This is a genomic window from Microbacterium sp. JZ37, from assembly GCF_035188445.1.
In the GTDB taxonomy this organism is placed as follows: domain Bacteria; phylum Actinomycetota; class Actinomycetes; order Actinomycetales; family Microbacteriaceae; genus Microbacterium; species Microbacterium barkeri.
On record NZ_CP045253.1, the window covers coordinates 3386948 to 3405909 of the forward strand.

An 18962-nucleotide genomic window follows, 5' to 3' on the forward strand; every position below is an offset into this window, starting at 1 on the left:
TCACCCCGCGGGCGTCATCAGCGCCCGGGCGGGCGCGCCTTCGAACTCGAACGATGCGTGGCGCCCGTCGGCCGCCTCGAGCCACACGAAGACACGGCCGCCCTCGCGATCCTCGAAGGTCTGCAGGATGGCCTTCCCCGCGCCGGCGCCGCCGGCCGCGTCGGGGAACGACGCGAGGCCGCCGGACTGGATCTGCGCGAGCCAGCGGTCGTATGCGCCGACGTCCCCGAACCGGGCGGTCCGACCCGTGCGGATGCGGTGACCCGACGCGCGCTCGACCCAGTTGCGTGCGCGGAAGATCGCGGCATGGGCGAAGAGGAGGCCGAAGAGCCACAGGAACACGAGGGCGATCACGACCCCCACGAACCCCATCCCCGCGCCGCGGAACGGGCGCACGGGGTCGTACCCGGCCTGCGCCATCCCGCTGAAGTGCGCCCAGAACGCGGGCAGGCTCGCCGTGCCGATGATCGCGGCGAGCAGCAGCACGCCCGCGGCGATGCCGTACCCGACGAGCTTCTGTCGCGAGCGCTCCTGCGCGAACCGCTCGGGCTGCGCGCGGAGGAGCCCGCGCTCGATCTCCTGCAGGGCCATCCTCACCACCCCGGGAATCCCGCGCACCCGAGCGCGAGACGGTAGAAGCCCGTGGACTGGTCGGTGAAGAGCCGGTAGGACTCGGCGGCGTCGCCGCGCTCGAGCGCCTCGACCATGCCGCGCACGGTCGAGCGGGCGGTCGGGAGCCAGTCGGCGAAGGCTCCGGGCTCGATGCCCGAGCTGTCGTCCTCGAGGATGGCCTGCACCTCGCGCGCCGCGACGAGCGCCTCCGCGATGCCCGTCGGGCTCACCGCAGCGCCGATGCTCACGGCGGTCAGCTGGGTCACCGGCTCGCGCAGCCGCTCGCAGCGCTGCGCGAGGGTGTCCGCGGTCGTCGACACAGTCCTGCTCCGCTCCGTGGGTCCTGCCTCGCCGTCGCGCGGGCGCGACGGCATTCGCGATCCTCCATGCTAGAGGCGCGGGCCATCCGCTCCCCGTCCGCGGGATGGGGAGTTCAGCCCATGCGCATGCGCTGCACCCGGGACGGGCGCGCCAGCGGGTCGTCCTGCCCATGTCGGAGACCCGCGCCCGGCGGGCGCGCTGGCTAGGCTCGAGGCATGTTCGACACGCTGCGGCAGGAACTCGCGCGCCGATCCGTGCACCCTCGGGCGGTGATCCTGCCCGGAGACGACGGCCCCGCGCTGGAGGGTGCACTGCGCCTCTCCCCCGACGCCGACGGATGGCTGCTGGAGACCGTCGACTACGGGCGCGCCTTCGCGCTCGGATCGGCGCCGGACGAGGCCGCCGCCGCCACGCTCCTGCTCGCGTACCTGGACCGCCCGATCCCGGAGGAGACGACGCTGCCGGAGGCGGAGGTCGAGCGCGCGGTGCAGGATGCGACGGCGCACTTCGCCGATCTGCAGGACCGCGCGGCGAGCGGCTCGCTCCTCGTCGAGCTGCCGTCGGGCGTCGCGCTGGACCGGATCGGCGCTCTCGACGGCACGATGCTCTTCCCCTACGGGACGGCCTACGAAGCACGCTCGCTCCCGCCGGTGGGCGTGCTGCCCGAGGGCTCGGAACGGCATGCGTTCCTCACCCGGTCGAACGTGCTCGTGCGCGTCGAGATCGCCCAGCCCTGGTTCGGTCAGCGCGGCGGAGGACTCCGCTGCACGCTCGCTCAGGACTTCGTCGGCATCCGCGACCTCGTCGTCGGCGGAGCGCTCGAGCGGATCCGCGTCGACGGCTGACGGCCGTTCAGTCGCGCGGGAGACCGAGCGAGGACTCGACAGCGCGCACCGCGACGGACGCGTCGGACGATCGCGCGAGCTCCCGCGCGGAGCCCCGCTCGACGCGATAGGCGACGAGCACGCCGTCCTCCTCCGCGATGAGCCATTCCAGCTCCATGTCGCCCACCGCGAGCAGCACCCCTGCTCGACGAGGGAGCACGTCGAGTCCCGCGCGCGCGGCCAGATCCTCGGCCAGCCCCGGGATCGCGGACCGCGCGAGGTCGCCCTCGTCGGCCGGCGCGCCGAACCGCTCGATCGGCGTCCGCTCTCCCCGTGCGAAGTCCTCGTAGTCCTCTCGGCGCACGGTCTCCGCGTCCGCATGCCACACGGAGCCGTCGGGCGCGACGTACACGACGGCGTGCCCCGCTGCCCACACGGCCGCGAGCTCTTCCGGACCCGCCGTCACCGCGTAGCGGAGGCTCTCCCGGTCGAGATGCTCCCCGCGCTGCGCCGCGAGCCGGCCGAGGAGCTCTCTCGCCCAGGACGCGTGCCGGACCGCACGCGCACCCCAGATGTCGAGCTCGGCCTCGCCGACGAGGGGCGCGTCCGGGCCGTGAGGCGGAGGCGCCGAGAAGCTCGTGCGCATCGTCACCGGCGGCCGTCGCGCGGCCGGAACTGCTCCGGCGGCGTGCGCCGCCCCGACCGGAAGACCTCGATCGCCTCGTGCGGGGGCGCCCCCGACCCCGCGAACAGGACGGATTCATCGGCGGCGACGTAGATCCGCCCTCCGCCGCGCACGGCGTGCGAGACGACGACCGCATCGTCGTCCGGCAGCAGCTCGACGCCGAGCGGAGCCTCCTCCGACACCATCCGCCGCCAGTACGCCACACCGACGTCGATGAGACGCTGCTGCGCCGGAGAGGGTGATGCGCCGCTCACGACGACGCCTCCTCGAGCTTGCGCTTCAGCCAGTCCGGCTGGTTCTCCGGATCGCGGGGGAACCGCTCCTGGTCCTGCGCCCATGCGCTCGCCGCCGGGGCGACGTGGAAGGCCGGCTCGCCGTCGTAGTCGTACCGGGCTTCGACCGACCCGCTCCGCGACACCTCGAGCTCGAGCGAGAACCAGGTCCCCTCGCCCGGCCGGTACATCGCCGCGCGGAGTCGCCTCCGAGGCAGCGCGACCGACGGAGCGTCGAGGAAGGGCTCCTCGCGTCCCTCCCGCACGAGGGAGATCGTGACATCCGCGACGCCGGCGACGGTCGCGGCGCGGTAGCGGATGGCCTCCCAGTCGCCGGGTGCGGCGCTCGCCAGGGTCCTCGCGATCTCCTCTCGGAGCCGCGCTTCGACGAGGAAGGGGGGTTCGACCGCCGCGTCATCAGATGTCGTCATTGAAGAACTCCCTCATCTTCACCTGTCCGTTCTCCGTCCAGCGGACTTGGATGACATCCGGCGTCTTGGCGTTCCCATCGTAGATCGGCGAGATCCGCACCTCGATCGGCGTCTGCGGGTGGGCGCGGCGGAGGTCGGCCCAGTGCTGCTCGAGCGCGTAGAAGCTGTCCGCTCCGCTGTTCTGGTTGACGTCGCGCAGCATCGCGACGAGGTTGACGCTCTCGCCGCCGCCGCCGAACTGATTGCCGAACAGGTGCCCGCCGTCGTAGTCGGCACCGCCCTGCCGACCGACACGGCTCTGCACGCTCTCCGATCGACGCGCGTCGTCGAAGTCGAGGCTGTCGGTGTGCGCTTCGATCGTCCGGCCCCGATGGTCCGTCTCGAACGTGTGCGTGCTGTTGCCGTTCTCCGTGGTCACGACGTAGGTCGTGCTCGGCTGCGGATTGTGGAGGTCCGGATTCAGTCCGTCCGAGCTGTACGAGGTCTCAACGCGGGTCACCGTGCCGGAAGCGTCGGTGTAGAACGTCCCCCGGCCCTTCACCTCGTAGACGGCGTTCGGCTCCAGCCCTCTCTGCTTCGCGAACGGCGTCCTCGGACGATCCCAGTCGACCGTGTACGTGTGCCGGCCCGCAGCGTCCTGTCCCGTGTGCACGGGCTGCATCCGCCGCCCGCCCGTCCGGTCACCGGCCGGGCCGTCCACGTCGGCGCCGGCCCCGTCGGCGCCGGCATCCGCGTCGACGCCTCCGTCGACGACGTCTGACGGGTCGATCGACGCGTCCCAGTTCGTCGCGTCCGGCTCGTCCGGCGGCCACGGCGACCGCGTGCCGTCCTGGCCGTCGACGACCCAGACCTGCTCGCCGTCGAACACCGCGTTGAACCAGTGCCCGTCGAGGTCGTCGCCGCGGTCGACGCCGACGACGCAGTGGGAGCCCGGTCCCTGAGCGCGCAGCGTGGCCTCGATCTGATCCGGCGTCATCGGGGTCTGCGGCAGCCCCGTGCGCGCCTCCATCTCGTCGATGTCGAGCGTGCCGGTGTCGGCATCCCGGATCGGCTGGCCGCTCAGGAAGTCGTGCATGTTCGCCGCGACGTTCCCGCAGTTCTCGGCGTACCCGTTCGAGAGGTCGTACGGGTCGTAGCCCGTGTTCGACTGCCCCAGCGCCTCGTCGATCTTGTCGCGGATCTGCTCGGGGCTGTCCTCGGGCGAGGGCGACCGCGGGTCACGCTCGCCCTCCTGGGCCGCGGACTGGTCGTCGGAGGCCGCACCCGTCTCGTCCGCGTCCGCACCGCCATCCGAGGCGTCCGCAGCGCCATCCGAGGCGTCCGGAGCGCCATCCGAGGCGTCCGCAGCGCCGTCCGCAGGGCCATCCGAGGCGTCCGCGTCGTGTCCGGTCGCAGCGCCGTTCCGCGTGCTCGATCCGTCGGACGCGTCCGGGGCATCGGGATCGCGGAGGTGGCCGCCGCGCTCGAGAGCCTCCTGCGACATCGGCCGGCCGCTGCCGTCGAGGATGCGCACCTGCAGGCCGCCGCCCGGCTGCCCGAAGGCCGGCGCGATCCGGGAGACCTCGATCCGCCCGCCCGGAGGGAGGCTCACGAGATCGCGGATCGTGTAGTCCGCGCGGAGGTTGCCCGGCGGAAGGGCGCGCGCCTCGAACGGCGTGCCGGGAAGCGAGAAGTAGTCGCCTTGCGGACCGCCCATGCGATCGAGCTGCCCGCCGTAGTTCTGGTGGAACACGTCGAGGTCTGTGATGTGCCGATACGACCCCGGGTCGCCGCCGTCGTTGCCGGGATACACCGGCCGGTTGTTCGCGTCGGTGTACCGCGACTCCCAGTCCGCCTGAGAGAGCGGGTTGCCGGCGTCGTCGCGCCCGTACGGGGCAGCAGGGTCGGTGACGAGGTGCTGGACGTCCGGGCGGACCGCGCCCGGGTGGGTGTACCGCGGGTCGAGCTGCCCGCTGTTGCCCGGCCCCCGCGGGTCGCCGTAGGCCGGATCGATCGGGTTCGACCCGACGGGGCTCTGCGTGCGATCCCACCCGTTCCCGAACTGATCCGGCGAGCTCATCGGGTCGCTGGACGACGAATCGCTGGACGACGAAGAGCCGTTGCCGGCACCCGCGCCATGACCGCCGGCGACGCTGCCGGTTCCGGCTCCCGCCCCCCGGAACGGCATCGCGCGCGGGGCGGCCAGAACGCCCGCCGCCGCGGCGGCGGAAGCCGCTCCGGCCGCGGCAGCCTCCTCGGCCTCCTGCTGCTCCGCGTCCTGCTGATCCGCGTCCTGCTGGTCGCTCTCGCCGTCGCGGGACTCCTCGGTGTCACCGGAGTCGTCGGTGTGGGACGACTCATCGGCGTCGGACGACGCGTCGGCGTCGGACTCGGCCGAGGTCGCGGCCTCGATTCCGGCGCCGTCGCCCGCGCTCTGCCCGGCATCCGCATCGACCGGCGCCGCGTCGGTCTCGCGCGTCGATGCGCGACCGGCGGCCGCGGCAGCGGGCGTCTGGTCGCTGTCCGCAGCGGCGTCCGTGCTCGAGTCGGGCGACTCGGTGCTCGTCGAGCTCTCCTGCGGCGAGGCCGCGTCTGCGTTCGAGGCGGAGTCCGTCGAGCTCTCGGGCGATGCGTCCGAGTCGCCGGCCACAGGGTGTTCCGCCGAGCCGTCCGACGGAGAATCCGTCTGCGTGCCCGACTCCGGCGACGCGCCCTCCGGGGAGGTGGCCTCGGGCGAGGTGGCCTCCGGCGAGGTGGTCTCGGGGGCTGTGCCGTCCGGGGCCGTGGTCTCCGGGGTGGTGGCCTCGGGAGTCGTGCTGTCCGGCGTGGTGCCGTCCGGGGCCGTGCCCTCCGGCGACGTGCCTTCCGGGGTCGTGCCGTCCGGTGTGGTGCCATCCGGCGTCGCGCTCTCCGGGGTCGTGCCATCCGACGTGGTGCCCTCGGGAGTCGTGCCATCCGGCGTCGCGCCCTCGGGAGTCGCGCCAACCGGCGTGGTGCCCTCGGGAGTCGTGCCCTCGGGAGTCGTGCCATCCGGCGTCGCGCCCTCGGGAGTCGTGCCATCCGGCGTCGGGCCCTCCGGGGTCGTGCCATCCGGCGTCGCGCTCTCGGGAGTCGTGCCGTCGGGCGACGTGGTCTCCGGGGTGCTCTGCGTCGCGTCGGGCGTCGTGCCATCCGTGCCGCTGTCGCCCGCACCGTTCTCCGGGGCAGAGCCGTTCTCCGGGGTCTCGGCCGAGGGGCCGTCGCCCGGGAGCTCGGCCGGCGCGTCGGGGCTCGCATCGGTGGGCACGTCGACGTGACCGCCGTCGCCTCCCGCGCCGCCGCCATCCGCTCCGCCGCCCGGGGTCGGGCCGTCGTAGTCCGACGTGCCCGCTCCGCCGCCGCCGGCGGTCGTCGAGCCGCCGCTGCCCACGCCGCCGGGGGTCGGACCGTCGTAGTCGGTGCGGCCCGTCCCGCCGCCGCCGCCGTTCGACGATCCGCCGCCGACGCTTCCGCCCGTGGCCGGGCTGTCGGGCAGGTTCGTCGTCGTGCCCGCGTTCTGGCTCGGCGAGGCGTTGCCGCTCGTGTCGCCGGCCGGGTTCGGCGTCACCGTGCGCCCGTTGTTGAGCCCGAGGGCGTTCCGGCCCGCGTTCACGGCGCTCGTGCCGCCGCGCATGCCGGTGGACATGACGCCGCCGATGATCATGCCACCCACCGCCGCGCTCAGCGGGTTGAACTCGGTGCCGTTCATCGCGGCATCCACCGCGCCGCTCGCGAGGCCGTCGAGCGCACCGCCCGCCGTCTCGCCGCCGACCTCGCGCAGCCCGCTCCGGAACCCGGGGCCGCCCGATCCGCCGAGCCCGCGCGAGACCGGGGAGGCGACCGCGCCGCCCGCGAACGCGGAGATGAAGGCCGTGCCGACATCCTGCTGCTGGTAGGACGGGTCGTTCTCGTCGTGCGCGGCGTTCATGATCGCCGTCGAGACGGAGCTCGAGATCGCCGACTGGAGGCCCTCACGGCCCGCGGCGAGCGCGGCGCGTGCCGTCACCCCGCGCGCCCCGCGCATCGCGCGGAGGGCGTTCTTCAGCTTGTCGATGAGGTTCTTGATCTTGATGGCCCAGCGAACGACGGTCGCGGCGGCCTTGGCGGAGCCCGCGATCGCGCCGAGCCCGAAGGTGAGGGCGCCGAGGATGCCCGTGATCGCGAGATCCACGGCGAGCTCGAGCGCCATCTGCTGCAGGAAGTCCTTCAGCTGCTCGCGCATGATCTTGAGCTGCTCGACGAAGTCGTCGATGCGCGTCGCGAGGCTCTCGGCGTTGCCGGCGATCGCGGTCGTGGAGGCGCGGAGGCCGTCGTGCGACGTCTGGACCATCGCCTGCTGCGGCAGGCTCATGCCGCCGATCCACGAGAGCGCGCCGTCGGCAGTCGTGCCGCAGGTGCGCACCGTCGTCGCGAGGGTGATCCACGCGGTCGATCCGCGCGCGAGCTTGTCCTCGTCGCCCGTGGGGATCACGACGCCGACCTGCTGGAGGCCCCACTCGATGATCTCCTGGAACTCGCCGAGCACGCCGGGGAGCCCCGGGCCGAGCGCCGAGGGGGCGTCGATGCCCTTCTCGTCCTTGACCTCGGTCGCCGTCGCCTTCTCGATCGTGGGAGTCTGACCCGCACCGGGAGACTGCGCGGCGCGGTACATCCGCGCGGTGTTCTCGAGCGCGGCGGCCATGATCCAGTAGCCGTTCGCGATGCTCTGGACCGACTGGAGCACGGCTGTGGCCGTCGCGTCGTAGCCGTCGTCGCCGCCGCCGGCGAAGTCCTCGGCGGCGTTGTCGTCGCCGGCCATGCCCGCGACGCCGCTCAGCGACCCCTTCGCCACCGAGACGGCCGACTCGAGCTGCTGCGCGGCGTTCCGATACGTGGCGGCGTCGGCCTCGATCGTGGCCGCGGTGATCTTCACTTCTTTCGACATCGTGCCTATCCCAGAGCCGCCGCGAGGGTCGACCAGTAGTCCTCCATGGCGTCGACCGAGGTCTCGTACGCGACCTGAGCGGCGTGCACCTGCTTCTGCAGGCCCTCCGCACTCAGGCGCATGGCCTCGGCGCCGAGCGCCCAGGAGTTGAACGCGCCGAGGAACGCCTGCATGGCGGGCCCCTGCCACTCGTTGGGGAGCATGTACGCGAACCCGGACGCCCCGCTCCGGAGTGCGTCGCAGTAGCCCACGAGCTCGGTCATCGCCTGCTCGAGCGCCTTGAGCTCGGCGGGATCGGCCTGCTGATCGGTCATCGCTCCCCCTGCGTGTCATCGAACGAGAGCTCGACGTCGGCCTGCAGCGACTCGGCCTGCAGCGACGGGCTCTCGAAGCTCACGGCGCCCATCTCGGCCCGGAGCGACTCGGCCTGCAGCGACGGGGCCTCGACCCGCTGCTCGCCGACGAAGGCCTCGAAGGACGGCGCATCGAGCGATGGCGCCTCGGCGCGCTGCTCCGGTGCGGGCCGCTCGAACTCGGCGGGCACGGCGTCGCCGTGGATCGACGAGTCCGCAGCCGGCGGCAGATCGGCGGGAGCCGGCTGCCCCTGGGCGTCGAGCCCGGCGGCGTCCTCGCCCGCGCCCGCGCCGCCATCCGCTGGCGCACCGCCATCCGCTGGCGCACCGCCATCCGCTGCTGCGCCGCCGTCCGAGGCGTCGTCGCCGGCGTCGACGTCGCCCTCGGGCTTCTGCACGACGCCGTCCTCGGTCTCGACGAAGCCCGCCTCGAGCTCGCTGTCGTCGCCGTGCAGCTCCTCGACCGACTCGTCCGACAGGAACGGCGTGGTGCCGATCGAGTCGTCGTCGCCGTCGCCGTCGGTGTCGCCCGAGCCGCCGCCCGTGTAGCGGCCCTTCGAACCGCCGAGAGCGCCTCCCCCGAAGCGCTCGACCTCGTCGTCGCCCGCGTAGTCGCGGCCGAAGAACTCGGCCATGTCCTCGGCGCGGGCCTCGCCTCGGGCGACGCCCTCCTCGAACTGCACGGCGTGCTTGCGCAGCCCCTGCACGCTCGGCACCGTCTGCGCCATCCCCTGGCGGAGCCCGCTCTCGGTCGTGTCGTAGCTCACGCCGGCGGAGATGAGGCCGTTCTGCAGTCCGGTCAGCGACAGGCGCACCTGCTCGGAGAGGGCGACGAACCGCGACCAGTTCTGCCGGAACGACTCGGCGTCGTCGCCCTTCCAGTTCTGAAGCGCGTTCTGGACCTGCGAGTCGACCGACGAGATGTTGCCGTCGAACGTCGCGATCACCGAGCCGAGAAGGCCCGCGACCTCGGCGAGCGACTCGGCCCGCACCCTGAACTGCACCATGGAAGCCCCCTACGCAGGCGCGGTCGTCGGCGCGGACGCCGACGACCGCGACGGATCAGCCGTTGAACGTCGCGGCGATCGCCGACTCGCTGTCCTCGTACGAGAGCGCGGCCTGGTTGAGGAGGTCGCTGATCCCCTGCAGCGACTCCTTGAGCTGGATGCCCGCCTGGTCCCACTGCGAGTAGAGCTCGTTGAAGCTCTGCGACGCCTGGCCGTTCCAGTCGCCCGCGATGAGGCCCTCGACGAGGGACTTGAGGTTCGACAGCTGCGACTCGATCGACTGCGATCCGCTCGAGAGCTGTCCCGCGACGCTGGCGAGCGACTCGGATGTGACCTTGATCTCTGCCATTTCTTCCTCCGTGGTGTGACCGCGCTGCGCGGTGAAGTCGTGCCCCCTGACCCCAGATGATCGGGGTCGCCTCCACGCTAGCCGCGGGCCCGAAATCCGTCTGTGGGGAGGAGTGCCCAGGCGCAGCCGGCGGGCAGGCGGCAGGGGATGTCGCCGGCGGCGACGCCGAGGGCGTCTCCCGGACGCGCGTCGACGCCGTCTGCACAGCGCCGCCGTCGACGCGCCGGCACCCGCCCCGGATCCGCCGGGACCCGCCGGGACCTGCCGCGTTCCGCCCCCGGGAAGAGCGCCACCACCGCCCAGGTCGCAGTTTGCGGCCCCGAATCGACGATGGGGGCCGCGAGCTACGACCGGAACGTTCGTGGACCGCGAGCCAGAGGTCGCGGTGGCTGTGGAGAGCGCGGACGCGCCTCGGCGCGCTGGTGCGACGGTGAGGAGATGGGCCGGCACCGGATGAACCTCCCGCAGGATCTCGGCGACACCTTCGCCGTGCGCGACGCACGCGCGCTGGGCGTCGGGGAGAAGCGCCTGCGCGCGGCCGATCTCGGGCGCCCGTTTCGCGGCATCCGCACGGTCGACCTGGCTCCGCTCGAGGTCGAGGACCCTTACGAACGGCAGCGGCAGCAGCGGCTCCGACTCGCCAGGGCGTACGCGCATCGCCTGCATCCGGGCCACTTCTTCTGCCGCGAGACGGCAGCGTCGGTCTGGGGCGCGCCGCTGCCCCTGGTGTTCACGCCGGACGGAGCTGTCGCGGACGAGACGCACCTCGGCGTCCACGTGGGTGTGATCGGACCGACGGCGCTTCCTCGCGCTCGAGGCGTCATCCGGCACCGCGCGCAGGCGAAGATGACGTCGCTCCGCGAGCACGCCGGCCTGCTCGTGACCTCGCCGGCGACGACCTGGGCCGGCCTCGGAACGCTTCCGCTGCCGGATCTCATCGCTCTCGGCGACTTCTTCTGCCGAGTCTGGCGCGAAGGCGTCGGCCGGCCGACGCCCGGACGGCTTCCCCTCGCCACCGTCGCGCAGCTCGAGGCCGCGCTCGCGACCGGCCGGTGGCAGGGAATCGTCAGGCTGCGCGAGGCGGTCGGATGGATCCGGCCCGACGCCTGGTCGCCCAAGGAATCGCGCGTCCGGTTCGAGCTCGTCTGCGGCGGACTGCCCGAGCCGGAGCTCAACGGCGACGTGTTCGACGATTCCGGACGATTCCTCGCCTGCGTCGACATGCTCTACCGCCGCGAGCGCGTGGCGATCGAGTACCTCGGGATGCTGCACGGCGCCTCGTGGGCTCGCGACGTGGAGCGCATCGCGTCACTGCGCGCAGCGGGATGGACGGTCGTCGAGGTCACCGCACCGCTGCTGGCGAATCCGCGCGAGCTCGTCCGACGCGTGCGTCACGCGCTCGGCGGCCGTCGCGCCTGATCCCGGTCGCACTTCCCGGCCCCAAACAGCCGAATAGAGCCGCAAAGTGCGACCCCGACAGCCGCACCCACCACTCCGGTCGCACTTCCCGGCCCCAAACCGCCGAACACGGCCGCGAACTGCGACCCCGACAGCCGCACCCACCACCGGCGCCGCCCCCGCCACCGGCGCCACCACGGGCTCAGGCCGGCGACAGCGCGATCTCGACGTCGCCGACGCGGAGGGCGTCGCCCGGGCGCACCTCGACCCGCTCCTCGCCCACGGGGAGCGGGATGGTCCGGTCGCCGCGGCGCAGCGATGAGCCGTTACCGGAACCGGCGTCGCCCGCCCGCAGGACGCCCCGCTCGAGCTCGAGGTACAGGTGCACGCGCGACATCGACCGCGTCGTGTCGGCGACCTCCACGGCCTGCGCGCCGAGGGTCGCCGCGGTCTGCTCGGGTCGCCGCCCGATGACCGCGCTGCCCGAGACGATGACGTCCTCCCCTGTCGAGAAGACGAGTCGGACCCGCTCGCCCCACGCCTCGCGCGCCCGGGCCGCGGCACGGGTCGCGGGCGGTGCGATGTCGGGCGGCGTCCACGCGGGGGCGGATGGCGCGGTGGCGGCCCTCGAATCCGCGGCCGGCTCCGCGGGCGGCACGGGTGCCGGAGCCGCCGCGCGCTCCGTCGGCTCCCACCCGTCGTCGGCGGCGCGGTCGGCCCGCGTGGTGAGGACGAGCTGCCCACACGCGAGGCAGTACATGCTGCTGGGTTCGAGTGTCGCAGCGCAGTACGCGCAGCGTGCCGATGCCATGTCAGCTCCTCACTGGCGGATGTCGGGAACGCGGACGGGCAGCCAGCCGCGGGGCGTGGAGAGCACCCCGCCGCCGATCGGCACCTGCCCGAGCATGAACTTCGGGATGGCCGCGCCCGCGGCCTGGGTGCCGTACAGCGCGGCCTCCGGGCGGAGCACGATCGCGCGCCGCGAGCGCTTGGCCTCGACGAACGGACCGCCGAAGAGGGTCGACGTCGACTCGGCGTCGACGGCCACGATGAAGACGGCACGGTGCCGCACGCCCGTGAGGGCGTGGTCGAGCGGGGCGTTCTTCAGCTGCTCGACGTCGTCGACCACGAACGTCACGACCCCGGGGTAGGGCGCGAGCACCTCGTCGAGCTCGAGCGGGGTGAGTGCCGTGTTCTCGATGACCGGCACACCCATGTCGCGCGCGAGCTCGCTGAGCGGCGAGGGCCGGGGGGCGACGACGACCGCGTGGTCGCCGCGCTCGGCGAGCTGGCGCAGGATGACGGCGAGCGTCGACGAGCGCCCCGAGCGCCGCGTGCCCGAGACGACGAAGCCGCCGTCGCCCGGCCACGTGAGCGTGCAGCGCGCGAGTCGGTCGCCCCCGACGGCGACGACGATGCCGTCGGGGTCGTCGCCCTCCGCCACGGGGAGGTCGCGCACGGCCGACAGCGCGATGTACTTCGGCAGCGGGTCGACGCGGAACGGCTCGGGGCCGGTCGCTCCCCCGCGCTCGTCGAACGCGTCGCGCACGCGCTCGACGACGCGCCGCAGCGCGGTCGTCTGGGCCTCGCCGCTCGTGTCGCGCCCGAGCACGGCCAGCTGCGCCTCCGCCGCCTCGGCGCCGAAGAGCACGCGTCCCTGCGGGAGATCGGTCGGGACATCCTTCGCGTGGATGCCCGCCGCGCGATAGTCCGCGATGTCGCGCACCGGCAGCACGTACTGCGTGTCGACGAAGTTCGTCACCTTGTCGCCGAAGACGCCGCGGTCGCCCGTCATCACGACGCGCACGCCCACGGCGGGGCCCTCTCGCAGGAGTCGGATGAACTGCTCGCGGAAGGCGAGGAGCTGGTCGGGGCCCATCGACGAGAGCAGGCGCTCCCAGCCGTCGACCGCGACGATCGCGAACGGCAGTGCGGCCCCGGGCGCGTTCCGCCGCTGCTCGGAGATGTGCCCGACGCCCGCGCTCGAGAGCACCGTCTGGCGGCGCTGGAGGTCCTCGAGGAGGCGCTGCATGAGGCGCGGCAGCCGGTCGCTGTCGAGCTGGGTGACGACCGCGCCGCAGTGCGGGGCGTCCGCGAGCGGCAGGAGGGCGCCGTTGCCGAAGTCGGCGATGTAGAGGTGCACGTCGCCCGGGTCGACCCGCTCGACCACCTGCGCGAGCACGGTGCGCAGCGCCGTCGTGCGCCCCGACAGGGCCCCGCCCGCGAAGAGCAGGTGCGAGCCGGTCGCGATGTCCCACGTGAGCGTGCGCTGCGCCTGCGCCTTCGGCACGTCCTCCAGGCCGAGAACGATCTCGGTCTCCCGCAGCGCCTCCCCCTCGAACCGCTCGATCGGCAGCGTCACCGGCAGCGGGACGAGCCACGGGCTCGGGTTCTTCGCGATGCCGAGCTGGTCCGCCGCGGCCGTGATGAGGTTCACGAGCGCGCGCAGATCCGTGTCGTCGTGGTCGTGGTTCTCGGCGTGCGCGGCAGCGGGCGGGTACTTCACGGGGAAGCCGAGCGCATCCCACGTGATCGGCGCCTTGGGCGGCAGCACCTTCGTCGTGCGCACGGCGCCGGGGCGGATGCCCGCGACGCGCGCCGTCTGGAAGCCCATCGGCGCCGCCGACGGCCCCAGGCGCACGAAGCCGCGCCCGGGGGTCGACGGGCTGATGAGCGCGGCCTCGCCCGAGCCGAGCACGTCGGACGAGTCGTTGCGATCGGTCACGCGCAGGGCGACGCGGAGGTTGATGTTCGACTGCATCTCGGGCGTGACGACACCGGATGGCCGCTGGGTCGCCAGTACGAGGTTGACGCCGAGCGAGCGGCCGACGCGGGCGATCCGCACGAGGCCGTCGATGAACTCCGGGAGCTCGGTGCGGAGCTCGGCGAACTCGTCGATCACGAGCATGAGGCGCGCGAGGCCGCGGCGGGCTGCCGTCTCGGCGTCCTTCGCCCACGCGGCGTCCACGTCCTTCGCGCCCATCTCGCGGAGCACCTGCTCGCGGCGCTTGAGCTCGGCGTCGAGCGACGCGAGCGCGCGCTCGGTCTCGCGCGCGTCGAGGTTCGTGACCATGCCGACGGTGTGCGGCAGGCGCTCGCAGTCGGCGAACGCCGACCCGCCCTTGTAGTCGATGAGCACGAAGTTGAGCGCGTCCGGGCGGTTGGCCATCGCGAGGCCGACGACGAGCGCCTGCAGGAACTCCGACTTGCCCGATCCGGTCGTTCCCGCCACGAGGGCGTGCGGGCCGTCGCGCGAGATGTCGAGCGCGAACTCCCCGTCGGCGTTCGCGCCCACCACGACGTAGGTGTTGCGCGGCTGCGCGTTCCAGCGGCGCACGAGCGGCGACGGATCCTCGAGGTCGATCCCGAGGAGGTCGACCATCCGCACGCTCGTCGGCAGCATCGCCTCGTCGCCCACCCCCGAGACGTGCTCGAGCGAGCACAGCGCCCTGGCCATCCGCTCGCACTGCGGCACCGAGACGCCGTCGAGCAGCACCGACGGGAAGTAGCCGCCCGGCCGCTCGAGCGACGCCATCGACGGATCAGACGGGTCGACGACCACGACGCTCGTCGCCTCCTCGGGCAGGCGCGACCGGTCGCTGTCGAGCGCGAGGACGTGGATGCCGTGCTGCGCTCCGTGCTCGAGCAGCGGCACCATGCCGGGCAGCATGCGGAAGCGGCGCGCCCCGTCGACGACCACGAGCACGTCGGTGGGCGCCTCGTAGCCGCGCTGGCCGGCCATCCGCATGCGCACGTCGAGGGCGACGGCGATCTCCCGCAGCCGCTCGCGGCGCGTGTCGTCGTCGTTGCCGATGAGGGCGGGCACGTGCTCGGCGGTGTGCGCGTGCGGGAGCCAGCTCGTCCACCCCCACTCGGCCTCCGCGCCGTCGTCGCACAGCACGATGACCTCGGCGTCGCGGGGGCTGCGCAGGGCCGCGAACGACAGCACCATCGAGCGCGCGAGCGACCGCACGGCGTCGGCCGGCCCCGCCACGCCCACGACGCCCGCGCGGCAGTCGACGGCCACGGGCGCGGGCCCGACGCCGACGCGCTGCTCGGCGCCGCGGTCGCGGCCGCCGCCCTCGAAGCGCACGTCGAGGTCGATCTCGGTCACGCCCACGCGCAGCGCCATGGCGTCGTCGTCGGCCTTGCGCCGCTCCCACAGACGCGAGAGCGGGCGCAGGACGATGTCGCGCACGACCACGGGGTCGGGCAGCCGGTACCAGGCGGCCAGGCGCTGGCGCTTGACGAGATCGCGGATGCGCTCGCCCGCGACGCGGACCTCGTCGATCCACTGCTGCTCGGTCTTCAGCCCCTTCTTCTGCGCGAGCTTGCGCTGCGTGAGGAACGAGCCGATCACCATGATCGGGCTCGCCGCGGCCATGAGCAGCATGACGGGTCGCTGGAAGAGGATGGCCATGGTCACGCCGAGCACGACGGGGATGACGGCCGACAGCCACGGCAGAGGCGACTGATCGGGGTCGTCCGGCTTGTCGCCCGGGAGCTGGATGGACGGCTGCACCGCGCGCGCGGGGACGCGCGACGGGCGGTTGAATCCTCGGCCCCCGATCGTGTCTGTGAGGTCGGCGTCGGCGTGCGGCGCCATGCCGATGCGGAGCACGAGGCTGCCGATCTGGACGAGGTCGGCCGGCACGATGCGCTCGGGCGCGGTGATCGCGACGTCGTTGACGAGCGTCTTCGCCCCGGCCGCGGGGGTGATCGTCGCGAGGAGGGGGTCGGATGGCCCGCCGAGGGCGATCTGGATCGTCAGGTGGGCGGGTGCGAGCGCCGGGTCGGCGACGCGCACGTCGTCGCCCTCGCCCGAGCCGACGGTGAGCGCCTGCCCGCGCTCGACGGGGACGGTCTGGCCCGCGAACGGGCCGCCGACGATCTCCAGGCGCACGGTGCGCGGGTCGGGCTCGGGCGCGGCCCGGTCGGGGATGACCGCGCCGGAGAGCAGACCGGCCCCGGCGAGCGGCGTCGCCGGGTCTGCGCCGCCCGCGAGCAGCTGCGGGCTCACGCCGAGCGACTCGGCGACCTCGCCGACGGTCGTCGCCTCGTCGACGTCGAGCAGCCAGGAATCGGCCTGCACGGGCGTCGTCTGCAGGGTCAGGCGCACGCTCATCGGCTCGCGTCCTCTCGGTCGTTCGGGGTCTTCGGGGTCATCGGGCGCCCACCCGGTCGAGCAGCGCGCCGAGCGGTCGGAAGACGCCCGCCGAGCGCTCCGATTCCACGGGCGTCGCCGGCGCGAGCCGCAGGGGCACGCGCAGGCCGACGAGCTCGACGTCCTCGTCCTCTGCCGGCGGCTCCTCGCCGCGCGCCTCCGCGGCCTCGACCTCCTTGTCGCGCTGCGCCTGCTGCGCGGCCTCGAGCTCGGCGCGCGGCACCCGCTCCGCGGGCTCGACCGGCTGGGCGGACACGAGGCCTTCCGTGGGCAGGTCGCCGTCGGGGAGCGCGAGCGTCACGGAGCCGGTCGCCTGCGCGCCGCCCTGCGCGACGTGGAAGCTGAACTGATCGGCGCGCGCGCCGTCGCGGGGCAGATAGCGCGCGATGCCGTCGGCGCCGCACACCACCGTCCCGTGCACCGCGTCGCCGCACGAGACGAGAGACAGACGCGCACCCGGTTCGGTCGCCACGAGCCCCGCGAGATCGAACTCGGAGACCTCCCCGGGCGTGAGCGGCGCATGCACGGACTGCGCCACGGGCGGCCGCTCGGCGCGGTACACCGGCACCGAGATGGTCGCGGGCTCCGACCAGGTGCCGTACTGGTCGGCCATCCGCACCGTGACCTCGAGCGGGCCGTCGAACGAGGCCTTCGGGCGGATCACGAGGTGCGTCTCCGTGGCCGTGACCTCGGCGACATCGGACGGCGAGACGGAGAAGACCTCCAGGCGACCGCCTCCCCCGCAGACGAGGCACGTCGCCCCGAGGTCGCTCACGGGGAGGAGCAGGGTGCCGCCGGCCGCGACCGGATGCGGGTAGGCGGCCGACGGGACCGACGGCGCCTCGGGCGCCTCGAGAGACACGACGTACTCCATGATCGTCGTCGTGCGCCCGTTCGTCATGGGCACCGGCACGATGTCGCTGCCGTAGTCGGGGTCGTACTCCTCCGCGCGCAGGAGGAACCCGTCCGCCGCGCACGCGACGACGAGGTCGGACGCGGCCAGCACGGGCGCGCAGTCCGTCACGGTCCAGCCCTCCGGCGTGTTCACCGCCTTCTCATCGAGATACGGGATGGCGATCGCGTTCGGCCCGCTGTAGGCGGCGGCCGGCGCGACGAGGCTCGCGGCAGAGGCCGCGGCGAGCGCGAGGACGGCGAGGCTGCGGCGCATGCGTCGCTCCTCTCCGTCGCCTCGCCGCGCGCGGACGCGGCGGCTTCCCATGCTAGGTCGGGCTGCCCGGTGTCGTTGGGGGCAGTACTCCCCACCTCCGCCCATCCGGTCGTGCGCGAGAATCGACGGGATCCCATGAACGCGCCATCCGCAGCCCCGCCGCCCGCGATCGGAACCGACGCCGGGCAGACCCGCCTGCGCGCCGACGGCCCGAAGCCGCCTCTCGGCCGCGGCGGATGGCCGCTCCCCGAGCTGACCGCGCGCCAGCAGCGCCCCAAGCGGTGGTGGCGGCACCCCGCTTTCCTCGTCTCGGCCATCCTCACGATCCTCGCGATGCTCGGGATGGCCGCGTGGATGGTCGTCAGCGCGATGCTCTCGAGCGACGTCGTCGTCTCGGACATCGCGCTCACCGTGCAGGACGGCAACGCCCACCTCGACTGGGAGGGTCCCGACGCGGCGTACTCGGTCTACGCCGTGCACGGCGACGGCACGGCGACCGACCTCAGCCAGTTCGTGATCGAGAGCTCCGAGGTCTGGCTGCCGCAGTCGACGGGCGCTTTCGAGAGCGACACGTGCTTCGTCGTGCGCGCAGCGGCCTTCGCCGACCAGCCGGTCGCGCTCGACGCGGCGGCCCTCACCCGCGAGGGCGCGCAGAGCGTCTGCGTGGCGCAGGCGAAGCGATGAGACGGCCCTCCGCCGCCCTCGTGCTCACGGCGACTGCGTTCGCGCTCGCCGGCTGCTCGGGCGCCGCGGGCGTCGAGGCGGAGCCGCTCGAGGGCGTGGACCTCGGCGCCTACGACCCCGCGCACCCGGGGAACGGACTCTGGCTCATCCCGGGAGAGCAGGCGATCGCGGAGATCGCGGAGGCGGTGCGCGCCGCGGGCGACGTGCGCTACGAGGGGTCGTACACCGAGCTCGTCGCGCACGACGATCCCGAGACGCCGCCCTCGCCCGGGCGCACGGTGTCGGTGACGTTCGCGGGCGACCCCGAGTCGTACGAGGCGAGCCTCGCGGCCGGCGACCTCGCGCTCGACGTCGTCGTCGCCGAGGGCGCCGCGTACGTCCGCGGCAACGACGCGTTCGCGCAGCGAAGCGGGCTCGCGGCGGCGCGGGACGGCTTCGTGTGCCTCGCCTCCGCGAGCGCGCTCGACGACTGGCAGCCGCTGCTGGATCCGTCGCTGCTCGTCGAGCAGCTCCTGCGCAGCGCCGAGGAGGTCGCCGTCATGCCGCCCGCGGCCGACGCCGAGACGGCCGAGCTCGTGATGGGCGGCAGCGAGAGCCCGACCGGTCACCTGACCGTCGCCGCCGTGGGTGCGCCGCTCCCTCTCGAGTTCCTCGCGGGAGATGGCTCCGGCGACGGCCGCTTCTCGTTCGCGGGATGGGGCGAGGACGTCGCGGTGACGGCCCCGGAGGATCTCGCGCAGGGGTGCTGACCTCCGTCGTGCGGCGGATCCGCG

At 73.7% G+C, this 18962-nt stretch carries 16 protein-coding genes; 4 read left to right on the forward strand and 12 right to left on the reverse strand.

Features of this window, described 5'->3' with window-relative positions:
• Together GC092_RS15655 and GC092_RS15660 are read right to left on the reverse strand one after the other, a co-directional pair.
• Positions 1-591, reverse strand: coding sequence for a hypothetical protein (locus tag GC092_RS15655; RefSeq protein WP_324013186.1), 591 nt, complete (start codon positions 589-591; stop codon positions 1-3).
• A gap of 2 nt (positions 592-593) precedes the next feature.
• Positions 594-986: a hypothetical protein gene (locus GC092_RS15660; protein WP_324013188.1), complete on the reverse strand. Its 393-nt coding sequence runs from the start codon at positions 984-986 to the stop codon at positions 594-596.
• Positions 987-1148: 162 nt separating this feature from the next.
• On the opposite strand from GC092_RS15660, the gene GC092_RS15665 reads away from it, so the two are divergent.
• Positions 1149-1778, forward strand: a complete 630-nt coding sequence (locus tag GC092_RS15665) for a TNT domain-containing protein (RefSeq protein ID WP_324013189.1) — start codon at positions 1149-1151, stop codon at positions 1776-1778.
• 7 nt (positions 1779-1785) lie between these two features.
• Here the strand turns inward: GC092_RS15665 and GC092_RS15670 are convergent, their stop codons facing one another.
• Genes GC092_RS15670 through GC092_RS15700 form a run of 7 tightly spaced genes read right to left on the reverse strand, consistent with a single transcriptional unit; the run spans position 1786 to position 9775 of the window.
• Complete coding sequence (locus GC092_RS15670) at positions 1786-2409, reverse strand: hypothetical protein (RefSeq protein WP_324013190.1); 624 nt, start codon at positions 2407-2409, stop codon at positions 1786-1788.
• Positions 2406-2696 carry a hypothetical protein gene (locus GC092_RS15675; protein WP_271172618.1) on the reverse strand — a complete coding sequence of 97 codons (291 nt, stop codon included), beginning with the start codon at positions 2694-2696 and terminating at the stop codon, positions 2406-2408. The genes GC092_RS15670 and GC092_RS15675 overlap by 4 nt, the downstream gene beginning before the upstream one ends.
• Complete coding sequence (locus GC092_RS15680) at positions 2693-3145, reverse strand: hypothetical protein (RefSeq protein ID WP_324013193.1); 453 nt, start codon at positions 3143-3145, stop codon at positions 2693-2695. Before GC092_RS15680 ends, GC092_RS15675 begins: the two co-directional genes overlap by 4 nt.
• A complete protein-coding gene (locus GC092_RS15685; protein ID WP_324013195.1) occupies positions 3132-8066 on the reverse strand; it encodes a DNA/RNA non-specific endonuclease in 4935 nt (1644 codons plus the stop codon). The genes GC092_RS15680 and GC092_RS15685 overlap by 14 nt, the downstream gene beginning before the upstream one ends.
• A 5-nt stretch (positions 8067-8071) precedes the next feature.
• The gene (locus GC092_RS15690) at positions 8072-8380 is read right to left on the reverse strand and encodes a hypothetical protein (RefSeq protein ID WP_282978450.1); all 309 of its coding nucleotides are present in this window, start codon (positions 8378-8380) and stop codon (positions 8072-8074) included.
• On the reverse strand, positions 8377-9426 hold the full coding sequence (locus GC092_RS15695) for a WXG100 family type VII secretion target (protein WP_324013198.1): 1050 nt from the start codon (positions 9424-9426) through the stop codon (positions 8377-8379). The genes GC092_RS15690 and GC092_RS15695 overlap by 4 nt, the downstream gene beginning before the upstream one ends.
• Positions 9427-9481: 55 nt before the next feature.
• Positions 9482-9775: a WXG100 family type VII secretion target gene (locus GC092_RS15700; protein ID WP_271172613.1), complete on the reverse strand. Its 294-nt coding sequence runs from the start codon at positions 9773-9775 to the stop codon at positions 9482-9484.
• A gap of 438 nt (positions 9776-10213) precedes the next feature.
• Here GC092_RS15700 and GC092_RS15705 point away from each other — a divergent pair, with 438 nt between their 5' ends.
• The gene (locus tag GC092_RS15705; protein WP_324013200.1) at positions 10214-11194 is read left to right on the forward strand and encodes a putative endonuclease domain-containing protein; all 981 of its coding nucleotides are present in this window, start codon (positions 10214-10216) and stop codon (positions 11192-11194) included.
• A gap of 181 nt (positions 11195-11375) precedes the next feature.
• Here the strand turns inward: GC092_RS15705 and GC092_RS15710 are convergent, their stop codons facing one another.
• The 3 genes from GC092_RS15710 to GC092_RS15720 are packed head-to-tail and all read right to left on the reverse strand — an operon-like array spanning position 11376 to position 17505.
• The gene (locus GC092_RS15710; protein ID WP_324013201.1) at positions 11376-11984 is read right to left on the reverse strand and encodes an FHA domain-containing protein; all 609 of its coding nucleotides are present in this window, start codon (positions 11982-11984) and stop codon (positions 11376-11378) included.
• A gap of 9 nt (positions 11985-11993) precedes the next feature.
• Positions 11994-16298, reverse strand: coding sequence for a type VII secretion EssC family protein (locus GC092_RS15715; protein ID WP_324013204.1), 4305 nt, complete (start codon positions 16296-16298; stop codon positions 11994-11996).
• Between the two features lie 37 nt (positions 16299-16335).
• Positions 16336-17505, reverse strand: a complete 1170-nt coding sequence (locus GC092_RS15720; RefSeq protein WP_324013205.1) for a hypothetical protein — start codon at positions 17503-17505, stop codon at positions 16336-16338.
• A gap of 135 nt (positions 17506-17640) precedes the next feature.
• Between GC092_RS15720 and GC092_RS15725 the strand changes: the two genes are divergently transcribed.
• Positions 17641-18189: a hypothetical protein gene (locus GC092_RS15725; RefSeq protein WP_324013206.1), complete on the forward strand. Its 549-nt coding sequence runs from the start codon at positions 17641-17643 to the stop codon at positions 18187-18189.
• Positions 18186-18938 carry a hypothetical protein gene (locus GC092_RS15730; RefSeq protein ID WP_324013209.1) on the forward strand — a complete coding sequence of 251 codons (753 nt, stop codon included), beginning with the start codon at positions 18186-18188 and terminating at the stop codon, positions 18936-18938. Before GC092_RS15725 ends, GC092_RS15730 begins: the two co-directional genes overlap by 4 nt.
• Positions 18939-18962 lie beyond the last annotated feature (24 nt).

Coding starts and splice junctions, on each gene's coding strand:
- GC092_RS15720 (WP_324013205.1), bottom strand. CDS start 17,505: ATGCGCCGCAGCCTCGCCGTCCTCGCGCTCGCCGCGGCCTCTGCCGCG.
- GC092_RS15705 (WP_324013200.1), top strand. CDS start 10,214: ATGGGCCGGCACCGGATGAACCTCCCGCAGGATCTCGGCGACACCTTC.
- GC092_RS15725 (WP_324013206.1), top strand. CDS start 17,641: ATGAACGCGCCATCCGCAGCCCCGCCGCCCGCGATCGGAACCGACGCC.
- GC092_RS15690 (WP_282978450.1), bottom strand. CDS start 8,380: ATGACCGATCAGCAGGCCGATCCCGCCGAGCTCAAGGCGCTCGAGCAG.
- GC092_RS15715 (WP_324013204.1), bottom strand. CDS start 16,298: ATGAGCGTGCGCCTGACCCTGCAGACGACGCCCGTGCAGGCCGATTCC.
- GC092_RS15660 (WP_324013188.1), bottom strand. CDS start 986: ATGCCGTCGCGCCCGCGCGACGGCGAGGCAGGACCCACGGAGCGGAGC.
- GC092_RS15680 (WP_324013193.1), bottom strand. CDS start 3,145: ATGACGACATCTGATGACGCGGCGGTCGAACCCCCCTTCCTCGTCGAA.
- GC092_RS15655 (WP_324013186.1), bottom strand. CDS start 591: ATGGCCCTGCAGGAGATCGAGCGCGGGCTCCTCCGCGCGCAGCCCGAG.
- GC092_RS15685 (WP_324013195.1), bottom strand. CDS start 8,066: ATGTCGAAAGAAGTGAAGATCACCGCGGCCACGATCGAGGCCGACGCC.
- GC092_RS15695 (WP_324013198.1), bottom strand. CDS start 9,426: ATGGTGCAGTTCAGGGTGCGGGCCGAGTCGCTCGCCGAGGTCGCGGGC.
- GC092_RS15710 (WP_324013201.1), bottom strand. CDS start 11,984: ATGGCATCGGCACGCTGCGCGTACTGCGCTGCGACACTCGAACCCAGC.
- GC092_RS15700 (WP_271172613.1), bottom strand. CDS start 9,775: ATGGCAGAGATCAAGGTCACATCCGAGTCGCTCGCCAGCGTCGCGGGA.
- GC092_RS15665 (WP_324013189.1), top strand. CDS start 1,149: ATGTTCGACACGCTGCGGCAGGAACTCGCGCGCCGATCCGTGCACCCT.
- GC092_RS15730 (WP_324013209.1), top strand. CDS start 18,186: ATGAGACGGCCCTCCGCCGCCCTCGTGCTCACGGCGACTGCGTTCGCG.